Genomic DNA, 14,858 nt, shown 5'->3' with positions numbered 1-14,858 from the left:
ATGGCGCGCGCGCCCTTTGAGATGGCTGGAGTGCAAGTAAAACCTGGTACCCGGCAACAAGTAGAAATTCCAATTGCGAAGCTGTATACCCACACGCCGCTGCATATACCGGTGGAAATCGTGCACGGGCGCCGCGATGGCCCTGTGCTGATGGTGTGTGGCGCCATACACGGTGATGAAATCGCGGGTGTGGAAATTGTGCGCCGAGTGCTCACCAATTCAGCGCTTCGTAATCTGAGGGGTACCTTGATAGCGGTGCCCATCGTGAATATTTTTGGATTTGTGCACCGCACGCGCTATCTGCCTGACAGGCGCGACCTGAACCGCTGTTTTCCCGGCAACGAAAGAGGCTCTCTGGGTGGCCGTATTGCTTACCTTCTGCGCACCCAGATTATGGAGCATGTAACGCACATCATCGATTTGCACACGGGCGCTATTCACCGGTTCAACCTGCCGCAGGTGCGGGCCGAGCTGAAAAACCCTGAAACTGCACGCATGGCCGAAGCCTTTGCAGCGCCGGTGATTATTAATGCAGGCCTGCGGGAAGGCAGTCTGCGTGCCTACGCTGATTCGCTGGACATACCTGTCATCACCTACGAAGGTGGTGAGGCGTTGCGCTTTGACGACGTGGTTATCGGCAGTGGCGTAAAAGGCGTAATGCGAGTGATGCGCGAGCTGGAAATGGTTCCGCCACGGAAGGGACGCGCAACATCGAAAAAGCGTTCTGAAATTGCAGCTAACTCCCAGTGGGTGAGGGCAGAGATTGATGGCATCATGCGGCCGGTTGCCAAACTTGGGCAGAAGGTACGCAAAGGCCAAAAGCTGGCCATGGTGGCAGATCCTTTCGGCGAATCCGAAACGGCGATTATGTCACCTTGCTCGGGAATTGTTATCTGCGTGAATAATCTGCCGCTGGTTAACGAAGGCGAAGCCATCTACCACATAGCTCGATTCGATGAGCTTAACGAAGCAGAAAAAGCCATGGATTACTTTCGCAGCTCCTTTGAAACAGAGGTGAGCGAAGCCGTTGTGCCCATGCATCCTTGGGATGAACTTCAAAAATAAGCCACAGGAGCCGCCATGATCTGGGATCAGACATTCGTTGACCTTGCACCCTTGCCAAGGGGTTTTCATCTGGTAACCAATGAACTTCTCGCTCAGGCGCCGGAAATGACCAATTGCGAAGTGGGGCTGCTGCACCTGTTTATTCAGCACACCTCGGCGTCGCTGGCGGTAAATGAGAATGCTGACCCAGACGTACGCGGTGATCTCGAACGCCATTTCAACGTGATGGTGCCCGAGAGAGCGCCACACTACGAGCACGTACTAGAAGGGCCGGACGACATGCCGGCCCACATCAAGAATATCCTTATTGGCCCATCACTCACCCTGCCAGTAAACCATGGCCGGCTTGCGCTAGGCACTTGGCAGGGCTTGTACCTCTGTGAACATAGAGACAATGCCGATGGTCGGCGGATTGTGGCTACGTTGCAGGGGAGGTGGTAGCCGCGCCCGCTATAATCACCGGAACGGCGGCTCATCAAAGCTACGCAGTTTGCGCGAGTGTAAGGTGTAGCGCTCACTTCGCATCAGTTCCAGCGCGCGGATGCCGATATGCAAATGCTGGGTAACCGCGCTTTCGTAAAACGCCCCTGCCGCCCCGGGTAACTTGATCTCGCTGTGCAGGGGTTTGTCACTGACACATAGCAAGGTGCCATAAGGTACGCGAAACCGATACCCCTGCGCGGCGATGGTGCCACTCTCCATATCTACTGCGATGGCGCGGGCCAGATTAATTTGCGAGCGTTCCTGTGCCCAGCGTAGTTCCCAATTGCGATCATCGTAGGTCAATACAGTGCCGGTACGCAGTCGCCGCCGGAGCGTATCGCCCTCGTCGCCGGTAATCTCCGCAGCAGCCTGCTGCAGCACCTGTTGTACCTCGGCCAGTGCCGGCAGTGGGATATTTGGCGGCAACACCTTGTCCAGAATACCGTCGCGGCGCATGTAAGCATGGGCAAGCACATAATCGCCGATTACCTGGGATTGCCGCAGCCCGCCGCAGTGACCGATCATCAGCCAGCAGTGGGGCCGCAATACTGCAAGGTGGTCGGTGATGTTTTTGGCGTTGGAAGGCCCCACGCCGATGTTGACCAGTGTAATACCCTGGCCTTGCTCCTTGGCCTTCAGGTGGTAGGCTGGCATCTGGAATCTGTGCCAGACCACAGAGTCCACCAGTGTTTGCATTTCCTCTTCGCACATCCCTCGCTCAATCACCACATCGCCGGGTAAAACCATGCTCTGAAAACGGGAGCTGCCTTGCAACATATCCAGGCCGTGGCGAATAAACTGATCCACATACCGGTGGTAGTTCGTCAGCAATATCCATGGCTGTACATGTTTCCAATCACTACCGGTGTAATGCACCAGCCTGCGCAGTGAGAAATCGGTGCGCGATGCATCGAATAGAGACAGCGGCATCTCTTCAAGTTCTTGCCAGTCGTAAAGGCCATCGGCGGTGCCATCATCGGTGGCAGAAAGGTCCGTGCTGGGGAATACCTGTGAAAGCTCGCGGGCCGTAACGCCGGAAGCACCGAGTTCGTCGCCCTGCTCAACCACATAGGGGTATGGAATGTTGACCTGGCTTGTGCCTACTTCCACGGCAACCGTGAAATCCCTCATGAGGAGTTTTAGCTGGCTTTCCAGATAGCGTCGGAAGGATGCTGGCTGGGTGACGGTAATGCTGTAAACGCCCGGGTCCTGAAGGCGCGCATAGGCGCGTATACTACTTGGTATTTCCCCCAGGACCCGATAAGTCAGGCGCAGCTCGGGGTAGCGAAATGCGGAGTGGGCGTTCGTTGGTAATTGGCGATCAACAAGGTACTGCTTTAGCGCTGCACGCAGTGAGCTGGTAGCTTCTTCGTAAAGGACGGCTAGCCGGTCAACGGCCGCTTCAGGCGTGGTTACTACAATATAATTATCATCACTGGATAGTGTCACGACATGCCTCAGAGTTGTTTTGCTGTTGTTATGGCAGCTTTCTGCGTACGTCGGGCCCGCAGGTCTTTAAAGGCCATGAATAATGCTAACAGAATGACCAGCATGATCGTCAGGAACCCAAGGCTCACTGCTGTGTGCCAGGAGCTCTGAGCTGTTACGGCGAACACAACGGCTGTGATCATGGCAATGCCAACAGATGTGCCAATGCGCTGGCCGGTTTGCATAATGGCACCGGAGCTACCTGCGTAGGTCAGTGGCACCTCAGCCAGTGTAAGTGCCTGGTTGGGGCTGATCACTGACCCATGGCCAAGGCCAAAAAAGGCCAGAGATAACAGCAACCACCATAGACTCAAGCCTGTGTGCTGGTGCAACTGCACCACGGCAATGCTGGACAGCAAACCGAATACCGCCAACATCAAGCCCCCGATGACAACCTTGCGGCCGTGCTGATTGACGCGCTTACCAGCCCAGTTGGCGGACCAGGCAGACAGCAATGCTGAAGGGACGCCGATCATCGCCGCTTCAAAAGCCGAAAACCCAACGCCTTGCTGAGCGTACACGGGCACCAGAACCCAAACACTGGTCATCCCAAGAAAATATAGAAACATGATGACACTGCCATTACGGTAGCTGGATATGGCGAAAATGGTCAGATCCACCATAGGGCTATAGCCACGCCGGGTATACCACCGCTCCCATTGAACCCAGAGGTAAAACAGCAACAGGCCTGTTGGAAGCAACAGCCAAACCATATCAGACGAGCCAGATTCAACAAAAGGATAGAGCACGGCTAACACCCCCAGGCCCAACAATAAAGCGCCCACTGGGTCAAGAGAACCGAGACCCTTGTCGGCTTGTTGTTTGGGTTTGTGTATTAACGGGCGGGGAAACCAGAGGAACGCCAACACCAGGGTTAGCAAGCCGATGGGCACATTAATAAGAAACGTGAGCCGCCAGCCTATATCTGCGCCACCCAATTGAATCAACAGCCCACCCAAAACAGGCCCGATTGCGACAGAAACCCCCACTGTGGTGCCGAAAAAGCCAAAGGCGCGGGCGCGATCCGGGCCCTGAAAATACTGCTGGATCATGCCCATGCCCTGGGGGTTCAATAATCCAGAACCGACCCCCTGAACAAAGCGAGCCGTATTCAGCCAGTCCGCATCCGGTGTGAGCCCGGCGGCAACAGAGGCGAGGGTGAAAATGGTAACGCCCAGAATAAAAAAGCCGCCGCGCCCCATGAGATCCCCGGCACGCCCGGCGCTGACCAGCACCACGCCGAAAGTGAGCGCATAACCAGAGAGCACCCACTGGATATCAGACTGACTGGCAGCCAAAGCGTGCTGGATTGAGGGCAAGGCTACGTTGATCACACTCACGCCCATGAGCGACATAAAAATCGCCATGAGCAGCACGATAAGAATGCGCCAGCGGAGAGGGTCTTTGCTGGTGTCGGGGGTGGTGTTTTGCAGCGAACTTGTGATCCTGAAGGGCTCCCTGGTTACTGAAATGATGGTTGGCTGTATAGCCGGAAGCAGTTTTTCCCGCTCTTTTTGGCCGCATACATGGCTTTGTCTGCCTTGCTGATCAAGGTGTCTACATTTGCTCCATCTTTGGGATAGATAGCAATGCCAATGCTCGCCCCTATGGTGGCTGCGCCGTTATCGAACTGAAAGGGTTTAGACATATTTTTGATGATACTTGAGGCAACTGCCCCTGCGTCTTTTTCGGAGATTCCACCATTCAACTGGATGATGAATTCATCACCGCCATAGCGCGCCACAAAATCCGCATCCCTAAGGCTGTTCTTCAATAGTTCACCAATCTTCTCAAGCGCTTGATCGCCGGCTCTATGGCCAAATGTGTCGTTAATAGCTTTGAATCCATCAATATCGACAAACAACAGCGCGATTGTTTCTGTATTTCTTTCTGCATTGGCGATCATGGAGGCACTTAATTTTTTGAACAGTCTCATGTTTGCGAGCCCTGTTAGCTCATCATAAATGGACTCTTCATAAAAAATATCCTTTTGCTCGTGTACCAGCCCAATCAGCACAGTAGAAATTATCGACATGGCGAAGATCAACTGAACTTCTAGCATTCCATAGAATGAGTAGCCAAATAGAACGTAAAAGGAAAGTGTTAACAGGTTTCCAATAAACGCATACATCAATCCAATGCCTAATCCCCATTTAACAGAGGTCCAGATAATGGGGATCAGAATCACGTAGTAGTAGCTTGAGTAGTTCTCGCTGAACTTGCCAAGAGATAAAACCAAAAATGATAGTAATATTATGATGAGGAACGCAACTAACTTGTCGGGCTTCAGAATATCTCGATGAATGGTGAGCTTTACATTGTTCCATCCGCAGGATCTAACATGAAGGAAAAATATAAATATCGGAAGTGCGGTCAGTGCGCCGGTTAGATTCCCGATAAAAAACAGGGGAACCTGCTCGCGCCATGACGAACTGAACGTACTACCTATAGTACTGGAGCCCATAACAAAAACGGCAGAAGCTAGAAGCGCAGTGATTATGAATATCAGTGTATAGTAGAATTTTGCGCTAACTGTATGTTTTTCAGGGTTTAGTTTTTTTAGTATTAGACCGGCGACGCCGTAAATAAGAAACATTCTCAGGTCGGGAGCTAGCATTTCCAGGTTGTAGTTAAAAACATCCCGCTGTGGAAGACCGCCCAATATTATCGCAACAAGAAAAACAGGTAGGTATTTTGCTCCGAAAAGATAAATCAGCAGCATCGCAAACCCGGAGGGCGGGTAAAAGACGCTAATGCCTTCGGCAACCTCGAAGAGGTAAGCGATCTGGTTCAGGAACCAAAAAGAAAAAATAAAAAACAGTGCGTTTCGGAAGTGCAGCCTCGCCCCTGTCGGCCTAAAGGGAATGTTTGTTCTGTCCGACGAAACATCCATGAACGCTCCGGATCACACCGATTTTCAGGATTTTTATTTTCTGCCTGCACTTGCGAAAGCTGAAAACATCCAAGGCCTCAATTTCAATGCTTTTGAGAAGCATAAGTTAACCCGGTATAAAACGGTACCCCAAGGCTGAACCTTTGGTGCAATGTCCACTGCGGACGAGGTAGGTAGAGGGTTTTTCAGTAGGATACCGACCCAGCACGATTGCGGGGTCGGCGTTTTGGATTCGCCAGCTAGTCCTCCATCGCCTCCATGGCAAACTGACCAATATCCGTATGGTGCAGAATCTTGCCAAAAGGCCCCGCCACTTTAGCTGGCCCCTGGGTGAAGACCAGCACCGGAGTGTTGGTGTGAGTACCTGTAGACCAGACTACATTCTGCTGTTCAGCAACTTCGCGGGCCAGCAGGTTCTGGCGGTTGTCGTCTGTCTGGTACACGAAGAAGGCACCGTTTACGTCCATTTTTGGTACGGTTTTGGTGCTCAGGTACGAGTGGCCTTCGGTGTAGAAGGGGTTGTCTTCTGTGGCCAGTACCCGTGCTGCCTGCTCTTCGGTGATGTCAAAGCTGGTTTCAGCGTTAACAATGCGCGCCAGGTTAACGGGGGTTTGCTCGTCTTCGCTCAGGCTGTCGAACTGGCTGTAGAAGATGTCACCGTAGGAAGACTTCTGCTCATAGAGTTTGTCCAGAGTAGAAACATCACCAAAGTTGAAGCCAGGCTTGAACTGCTGTTCCTTGAACACATCGCCCGGCAGGTCACGGCCGTGGGGCAGGTCGTTGGCGGAGTAGCTGAAGCCGAAGCCGCCGGTTTCGTGGTCAGCGGTGACAACAACCAGCGTGTCATCCCGGCCTTCTGCCCAGTCCAGTACGTAGTTCAGGGTTTCGTTCATGCGCAGCATTTCATGCAGCATGGTACCTGTGTCGTTGTAATGGCCTGCCCAGTCAATCTGGCCGGCTTCAATCATCAGGAAGAAGCCCTTTTCGTTCTGTGACAGCGAGCCGATGGCTTTTTCCGACATTTCTTTCAATGTGGGAATGGTGCGGTTCGGGTCGTTTTTGGTCTGGTTCTCAACAATGGCGTTAGGCAATGAGGAATAGGCAAATAAACCGAGCATTTTGCCATCTGCCTGGTTCATCTGATCAAGATTGAACGCCAGGTCGTAGTTTTGTTGCTGCGCTTCGGCAATCAGATTGCGGTCGTCCTTGCGCTTGGATTTGATGCGCACGGAGCCTTCCGTCAATGCTTCCAGTTCCAGGCGCGCAGCGGATTGCTCATCATTGGCGGACGCTGGAATCCAGTAGCGCAGGCCACCAGACAACATCACGTCTACGTTGTTATTCAGCAGGTCCACGGCAATGTCATTTTCCAGGCTGCGGTGGCTCTGGTGGGCCGCAAAACCGGCGGGTGTGGCGTGGGTGATGCGGGTGTCAGACACCAGGCCGGTGGATTTGCCCAGCTTTTTCGCTTTCTCCAGAATGCTTTCCGCTGTGTTGCCGTCTTTGTCTGCGCCAATCATTTCGGCGCCAGCGAGTTTGCCGGTGGCCAGTTGGGTGGCAGAGGCCGCGGAGTCAACAACCAGGTTGTCATTGGCGTGGGTCATGGAGATGCCCATGGGGCCGTTTTCGGCAATACGGTCAAAGGCAGTGATGCCGCCGGTGATGACCGAGTTGGGCGCTTGCTTGGCATAAGCTAGCAGCAGGCCAATTTGTTGCGGGCCCATGCCGTCGCCAATAATCATGATGACGTTTTTGGCTTTTTCAGGCTCAGCCAATGCGGCTTGAGAGTCTGTTTGCAAGGGGGCACAGGCTGCCAGCAGGAGGGATGAAGCAAGCAGCCCCGCACCCGCCGTGATGTTTCGGATATTCATAGATGTCCTTTTTTAAAAAGGTTAGTCGTTTTATGATTATTGACCGGCGATAAAGCTCGCCTAGCTGTCGTCCAGATGCTTGCCCAGCATGGCGTGGTAAAGCTCCCGGTCGCCTATGGCGCCGGTAATCTGGCCGCTTTCTTCCACCAGCAGGCTATGGCCGGTGAAATATCGAATCTCTACGGCATCCCGCAGAGGTGTATTCGGGGCGATGCGGGTGGGTTGTTTGGCCAGGCTTTCGATGGCTTGGCCTTCCTGCCAGGCTTGGGTCTGGAAGGTTTGGCCGCCACTGGTGACTACGGCTTTTTCTGCCACATCCGGTGTGTGTAGCCAGGTGTCGTAGCGCTTGTTGAGGCAGCGGTTGCCTCTGGAGTCTTCCTGTATCTGGCCAATGGGCAGTGCCAGGGAGCGTGCCGCCAGAACGTTCAGCGGGTTGGTGCTGGCAACGAAGCTTTTCACGTAATCGTTCGCAGGTTCCAGCACGATGGATTCCGGCTTGCCGTGCTGCACTATCTGGCCGTCTTTCATGATGGCGATGTGGGAGCCCAGCTTCAGGGCTTCGTCCAGGTCGTGGCTCACGAAAACGATGGTCTTTTGCAGCTCTTCCTGCAGGGTCAGCAGTTCGTCCTGAAGCTGATGGCGGATTAGCGGGTCAAGGGCAGAGAACGGCTCGTCCATCAGCAGTATTTCAGATTCTGTGGCCAGTGCCCGTGCCAGGCCCACTCGCTGGCGCATGCCGCCGGAGAGTTCATCAGGCCGGCGATTGGCCCAGCCTGAAAGGCCAACCAGTTCCAGTTGGCGGGCCACTTTCTTGCGGCGCTCGGCTTTGCCAAGGCCTTGCAACTCAAGGCCGAAAGCCACGTTGTCTTCCACGGTCAGCCAGGGCATAAGGGCGAAGCTCTGGAATACCATGGAAATGTGGCGCGTGCGTATGTCTCGCTGTAGCTTTTCGCTGGCCTGGGTGAAGTCCACCATGTCGTTGTCGTGCTTGATGCGAATGGCACCGCTGGTGACCTCGTTTAAGCCGTTTATACAGCGCAGCAGGCTCGACTTTCCGGAACCCGAGAGCCCCATCAGCACGCAGATTTCGCCTTTTTTCACACTCAGGTTGGCATTCTGTACGCCCACCACCAAACCGGTCTGATCACGAATCTCGGCGCGTTCCAGGCCCTGTTCAATCAGTGGCAAGGCTCGTTGGGGTTGCTTGCCGAACACAACGTTAACGTTATCGATTTCAATCATGCTGAGGTCTCCGCAGCGCCTTTCTGGCGGAAAAAACGGTCCATCCAGATGGCCAGTAATACAATGGCGAGGCCGGCTTCAAAGCCCTTGCCTATGTCGACGGTGTTCAGGGCGCGTACAACCGGGACACCCAAGCCATCAGCACCGACCAGCGCGGCAATAACAACCATGGAGAGCGATAACATGATGCACTGGGTGATACCGGCACCAATGGAGCTCATGGCCGCGGGCAGTTCTACTTTGAATAGCAGTTGGCGGTTGGTGCAGCCGAAGGATTTACCGGCTTCAACCAGCTCGGTAGGTACCTGGGAAACGCCCAGATAGGTCAGCCTTACGGGGGCGGCGATGGCAAAAATCACGGTGGAGATAACACCGGGTACCACGCCCAGGCCAAACAGTGTGAGGGTGGGGATCAGGTACACAAACGGTGGAATGGTTTGCATAAGATCCAGCACCGGCTGCAGAAACCGGTAAAGCCAGGTGCTGTGGGCCGCGTATATGCCCAGGGGAATGCCAATCAGAATGCACAGCACAGTTGCGTAAAGCACCAGTGACAATGTGGCCATGGTGTCTTCCCAATAGCCGATATTCAGAATTAACAGAAAGCTGACAGCGGTGAAGGCCGTGAGCCCCCAGCGGCGGTGACGAATGTGGGCGGCCGCAGTAAACAGGGCTACCAATGCAAGAGGTGGAACCCAGAGAAGCGCGTCGGTCAGGCCATGAATCATGCTTCTGAGAGTTTCGGAAACGGCATCGAAAAAGCCGCTGAAATTGATCACCAGAAAATCAACAATGGCTTCCATGAAGTCGCCGAAGGGTAGTTGATGCTCAGTTATCCAGTTCATGGTTTTATGTCTTTTTGGGTGCGGGCCAGGGCCGGCACGGAAAATGAGTGAATCAGGCAGTGCATGGCAGGTGCCCGGGGTTGCCCCCGGGCACTAGAGGTTATTTAAGGGATGCTTTAACGGCGGGCAGAGCTTCTTTGCCGTCAAGGGTGGTCACGCCTTCAAGCCAGGCGTTGAGTACCTCGGGGTTGCTGGCCAGCCATGCCTTTGCAGCATCGTTTGGCTCTTCGCCGTCATTCAGGATGGCGCCCATCACTTCGTTCTCCATGGTCAGGGAGAAGGTGAGGTTGTTCAGCAGCTTGCCAACGTTCGGGCACTCGCTGGTGTAGTTCTTGCGAACGTTGGTGTGCACGGTTGCGCCACCGTAGTTGGGGCCGAAGAAGTCGTCGCCACCTTCAAGATACGCCAGCTCATGGTTAGCGTTCATCGGGTGCGGTTCCCAAGCCAGAAAAACAACCCAGTTGTTGCGACGGGTTGCGCGGCTTACCTGTGACAGCATGCCCGCTTCACTGGACTCGACCACACGGAAATCGCCCAGGCCGAAGGCATCTTCGTCTACCATCTGTTGGATCAGACGGTTGCCGTCGTTGCCCGGCTCGATGCCGTAGATGCGGCCATCAAACTCGTCGGAGTGCTTGGCGATGTCGGCAAAGCTGGTAACGCCTGCATCGTAAACATACTGGGGAACCGCCAGTGTGTATTTGGCGCCTTCCAGGTTGGTGATCACGGTTTCTACATCACCGCTTTCCAGGTAAGGGCGGACATCGCCTTCCATGGTGGGCATCCAGTTGCCCAGGAACACATCGATGTCCTTGTTTTTGAGTGAGCGGTAGGTCACTGGCACAGACAGGACTTTTGCCGTAGGGGTGTACCCCATGCCTTTCAGTACTTCGGATGCCAGCGCGGTAGTGGCGGTTATGTCGGTCCAGCCTACATCTGCAAAACGCACGGTTTCACATGCGGCGTTCGGGGCAGCGGTGGCAGCGCCACTGATCGCAAGGCCTGCACAGGCCATCATGAGTTTCTTCATTGGTTCTCTCCTTTCTTGGTTTTGTGTCACAGCGTTAGCGTTGTGCGTTTTTCCAGTCAGGGTGTTCCCATACCGGTGCGGGTGAGGGAGCGAGTGGCTCAAGGCCACGTATGTGGTCGGCACATTTTTCGGCCAGCATGATGGTGGGTGCATTCAGGTTGCCGCTTACCATGCTGGGCATGATGGAGGCATCCACCACACGAAGGTTGTTCACGCCATAAACCCGTGCCTGCTCGTCAACTACCGCCATGGGGTCATCGGCTGCGCCCATTTTGCAGGTGCATGAGGGGTGGTAGGCGCTGTCCGCGTATTTGCGGACGAACGCATCAATATCGTCGTCGGTAGTGGCGCTGGCACCCGGGCGCAGTTCTTCGCCCCGGAAAGGGTCAAACGCAGATTGGGCAAAGATTTCCCGGGTCAGTTTTATGCTTTGGCGCATTTCCCAGCGGTCACGTTCGGTGCTGAGCAGTTTGGGATCAATAATCGGGTGGTCGCTCGGATTGGCGGATTTCAGTTTAATGAATCCGCGACTGGTGGGGCGCATGGGGCCAACGTGGGCCTGATAGCCATGGCACTCAGCGTCTTTCCGGCCGTGATCAATTACCTGGGACGGCAGGAAGTGATATTGGATATCCGGGTGCTGAACGCCCGCTTCCGAACGAATAAAGCCGCCAGCTTCCAGGTGGGCGGTGCGGCAGGCGCCCCAATCGTTGTTGATAAACCACTTCATGCCGGCCAGGGTTTTGCCCGGCTGGGTGGTGTACTTGTACAAAGTGACCGGCTGGGTGGATTTGTGCTGAACGTAGATTTCCAGGTGGTCTTGAAGGTTTTTGCCGACACCAGGGCGGTCGGCCACTACAGGAATGTTGTGTTCTTTCAGCTCGTCTTCCGCGCCTATGCCTGACAACATCAATAGTTGCGGCGAGTTGATGGCACCGCCGCTTACGATGACTTCTTTGCGGGCCTTCACACGAAGGGCTTTCCCTTTCTGAATGTATTCCACGCCCACGGCGGTATCGCCTTCAAACAGAATGCGGGTGGTCATGGCGCCGGTTTCAGCGGTCAGGTTCGGGCGGTTCAGGGCGGGGCGCAGGTAGGCTTGAGCTGCGCTCCAGCGCCGACCTTTTTTGATAGTCATGTCCATCTCGCCAACGCCTTCCTGCTGGTAGCCGTTCATGTCTTTTGTATAGGGGTAGCCTGCCTGCTGGGAAGCCTCAAGAAAGGCGCCAAACAGGGGGTTGGGCTCGTCGCCGGTGTGAACGTTCAGCGGGCCATTGCCACCGCGGTAGTCGTCAGCGCCTTTTTCCCGGCTTTCGGCTTTGCGGAAGTAGGGCAGCACGTCCTGATAGCGCCAGCCTTTGGCACCTTCATCGTGCCAGCGGTCGTAGTCGTAGGCGTGGCCACGGATATACACCATGGCATTCAGGGTGGAACCGCCGCCCCAAACCTTGCCCCTGGGCCAATACAGCTTCCGGTTGTTCATGTATTCCTGGGGCTCGGTGTGGTAGTACCAGTTGTGCTTGTCGTCCATGAGGTTGAACATGAGCGCCGCGGGCATGTGAATTTTCCAGCCGTTGTCACGGCGCCCGGCTTCCAGAACCAGAACCTGGTCATTTCCACTTTCACTCAAGCGGTTCGCCAATACGCAGCCGGCGGAGCCGGTGCCGACAATCACATAGTCAAATTCATTATCAAACTGCAAAACGGTCTCCTTAATGCGAAGGCGGATAGGTCATCCGCAGAGGCTCTGGTTTGAAGGCGCGGGTTAAAATGGCGACTCAAGCGGGGCCATTCCAACGTAAACGGATTTGATCTGGGTGTAATGGGCGAGTGTTTCGCGACCATTCTCGCGGCCCAGTCCCGAGAGTTTGTAACCGCCCACAGGCATTTCCGCCGGCGAGGCACCAAAGCTGTTGATCCAGCAAATGCCTGCTTCAATTTGATGGATAACGCGGTGCGCGCGAATAATGTCTGCGGTGAACACTGCCGCTGCCAGGCCGTAGTCTGTGTTGTTGGCGCGCTGGATCACTTCTTCTTCAGTATCGAACGGCAGTACCGACATCACCGGGCCGAAAATTTCTTCCCGCACAATGGTCATGTCATCGGTGCAGTCGGCGAAGATTGTGGGCGCCACAAAATAGCCGCCTTCAAAACCAGTCGGTTGCAGGGTCTTGCCGCCGGTGAGCAAGCGCGCCCCTTCAGCTTTGGCACTGACGATGTACTTCATCACCAGGTCGCGATGCTTGGCGCTGATCAGGGAGCCAAAATTGGTGTCTGGGTGTTCCGGGTCGCCAGCGATGATGTTGTTCTCGGTTCTTCTTACCAGTTCCTCAAGGAAGGCGTTGTAGATGGAGCGTTGAACAAACACGCGGGTACCGTTGGTGCACACTTCGCCCTGGGTGTAGAAGTTGCCCAGCATGGCGGCGGACACCGCCTGTTCCAGATTGGTATCTTCAAAAACCATCAGCGGGGATTTGCCGCCCAGTTCCATGGTCACGGATTTGAGAGACGAGGCAGAATCGGCCATCACTGTGCGGCCGGTTTTCGCTTCGCCGGTAAACGAGACTTTTGCAATGGCCGGTTCGGCGGTCAGCATCTGACCCACCCGGTAATCGCCTTGCACTACGTTGAATACACCAGCAGGCACGCCGGCTTCGATGTAAATCTCGGCAAGCTTGATGGCGCCCAGCGGGGTTTCTTCGGATGGCTTGAAGATCATGCTGTTGCCGCACGCCAGAGCGGGGGCAGACTTCCAGCAGGCAATCTGCAGAGGGTAGTTCCACGCGCCAATGCCAGCGCATACGCCCAGAGGTTCGCGGCGGGTATAGAAGAAATCCGGCCCCAGGTGCTGGCTTTCGCCGGTAATACTGGAAGCCTGACCGGCGAAATACTCTACAGAATCGGCGCCGGTGACCACATCGACCACGCTGGCTTCCTGCCAGGGTTTGCCGGTATCCAGCACCTCGACCTTTGCCAGCTCATCATTCCGCTCACGCAGAATGTTGGCGGCCCGGTTGAGAATACGCCCGCGCTCAAGCCCGCTCATGGCAGACCAGGCTTCGAAGCCTTCCCGGGCACTCTTGACCGCTGCTTGCATAACGAATTCATCAGCCTGTTCAACCTGATAAATCAGCTTGCCAGTGGCAGGGTTCACCACGTCGAAGCGTTCGCCACTCTGGTTTGCCAGTGGCTGGCCGTTAATAAAAGACTGGTACACGGGCAATGTCATTTGCTGGCTCCGTTATTCGCCTGGATGGCTTGGTCGATGTAGGTTTTGCAAAGGGCAACGGCCTGGTCGGGTTCAATTCGGCCCTCACTCATGGCGGCGCGCAGCCAGAAACCGTCGATCATGGCAGCGACTGTTTGCGCGGTTGCTTGCGCCGGCCCAGGGGGCATCAACTGGCGCAAATGGAAAATCAGGTTCGAAAGCAGGCGGCGCTCGTTCACCCGCTGAAGTCTCATCAACTCCGGGCTGTGCATGGCCTGGGTCCAGAACGCCAGCCAGGTTTTAGCCGACTGAGCGTGGGTCTGAACGCCGGAGAAGTTGGCGTCGACTATGGCCATCAAGCTCTCACGAGGGTTGCTGGGCCGGCTGGCCATCAATCTTGAGGCGTCCTGTTGCAGGCACGAGAGCAGGTATCGCATGGTGGCTTCCAGCAGGCCCTGCTTGCCGCCGAAATAATGGCTCACAATGCCCACCGACAACTCCGAAGCCGCTGCAATTTTCCCTATGGTTGCACCTTGGAAACCGTGGGTTTCAATAACGCTCAATGTTGCGTCGATCAGCTGTTGCCGCCTGATTGACTCAATTCCCGGTCGTGCCATGCGCCCTGTGACCTGCTGCGGATTGAATGAATGTTCAATTTGTTGAATGACTGTTCAATCGGTGCAGAATAATGGTTTGAATACTAAATATCAAACAGGTTAAAGCGGAGAGGTGC

The 14,858-nt window shown here is 55.0% G+C and carries 12 protein-coding genes; 2 read left to right on the top strand and 10 right to left on the bottom strand.

The features are described from left to right. Entirely contained in the window at positions 1-1,065 is a 1,065-nt protein-coding gene (locus AADB16_RS16300) for a succinylglutamate desuccinylase/aspartoacylase family protein (protein WP_309044846.1), read from the top strand. A gap of 15 nt (positions 1,066-1,080) precedes the next feature. Next, a complete protein-coding gene (locus tag AADB16_RS16295) occupies positions 1,081-1,506 on the top strand; it encodes a secondary thiamine-phosphate synthase enzyme YjbQ (RefSeq protein ID WP_410804807.1) in 426 nt (141 codons plus the stop codon). Between the two features lie 15 nt (positions 1,507-1,521). Here AADB16_RS16295 and amn read toward each other — a convergent pair whose 3' ends face one another. The 10 genes from amn to betI all read right to left on the bottom strand — a co-directional run bounded on the left by amn (position 1,522) and on the right by betI (position 14,742). Beyond that, positions 1,522-2,997, bottom strand: a complete 1,476-nt coding sequence (gene amn / locus AADB16_RS16290) for an AMP nucleosidase (protein ID WP_410804805.1) — start codon at positions 2,995-2,997, stop codon at positions 1,522-1,524. 8 nt (positions 2,998-3,005) lie between these two features. Beyond that, entirely contained in the window at positions 3,006-4,403 is a 1,398-nt protein-coding gene (locus AADB16_RS16285; protein WP_410804803.1) for an MFS transporter, read from the bottom strand. Between the two features lie 95 nt (positions 4,404-4,498). Continuing rightward, positions 4,499-5,929 (bottom strand): diguanylate cyclase domain-containing protein, encoded by a 1,431-nt coding sequence (locus AADB16_RS16280; RefSeq protein WP_410804801.1) that lies wholly within the window; start codon positions 5,927-5,929, stop codon positions 4,499-4,501. A 239-nt stretch (positions 5,930-6,168) separates the two neighbouring features. Beyond that, entirely contained in the window at positions 6,169-7,800 is a 1,632-nt protein-coding gene (locus AADB16_RS16275; protein WP_410804798.1) for an alkaline phosphatase, read from the bottom strand. 60 nt (positions 7,801-7,860) lie between these two features. Then, positions 7,861-9,042, bottom strand: coding sequence for a choline ABC transporter ATP-binding protein (gene choV, locus AADB16_RS16270; protein WP_410804797.1), 1,182 nt, complete (start codon positions 9,040-9,042; stop codon positions 7,861-7,863). Next, positions 9,039-9,887 (bottom strand): choline ABC transporter permease subunit, encoded by an 849-nt coding sequence (gene choW / locus AADB16_RS16265; protein ID WP_410804795.1) that lies wholly within the window; start codon positions 9,885-9,887, stop codon positions 9,039-9,041. The genes choV and choW overlap by 4 nt, the downstream gene beginning before the upstream one ends. A gap of 100 nt (positions 9,888-9,987) precedes the next feature. Then, on the bottom strand, positions 9,988-10,917 hold the full coding sequence (locus AADB16_RS16260) for a choline ABC transporter substrate-binding protein (protein WP_298449832.1): 930 nt from the start codon (positions 10,915-10,917) through the stop codon (positions 9,988-9,990). A gap of 34 nt (positions 10,918-10,951) precedes the next feature. Then, positions 10,952-12,619, bottom strand: a complete 1,668-nt coding sequence (locus tag AADB16_RS16255; protein WP_309044838.1) for a choline dehydrogenase — start codon at positions 12,617-12,619, stop codon at positions 10,952-10,954. 63 nt (positions 12,620-12,682) lie between these two features. Next, on the bottom strand, positions 12,683-14,146 hold the full coding sequence (gene betB / locus AADB16_RS16250; protein WP_410804792.1) for a betaine-aldehyde dehydrogenase: 1,464 nt from the start codon (positions 14,144-14,146) through the stop codon (positions 12,683-12,685). Further along, positions 14,143-14,742, bottom strand: a complete 600-nt coding sequence (gene betI / locus AADB16_RS16245) for a transcriptional regulator BetI (RefSeq protein WP_309044836.1) — start codon at positions 14,740-14,742, stop codon at positions 14,143-14,145. Before betI ends, betB begins: the two co-directional genes overlap by 4 nt. Positions 14,743-14,858 lie beyond the last annotated feature (116 nt).

This window comes from Marinobacter sp. KMM 10035, assembly GCF_046537445.1.
Classification (GTDB): domain Bacteria; phylum Pseudomonadota; class Gammaproteobacteria; order Pseudomonadales; family Oleiphilaceae; genus Marinobacter; species Marinobacter sediminicola.
This window is presented reverse-complemented; position numbering and strand designations above follow the sequence as displayed.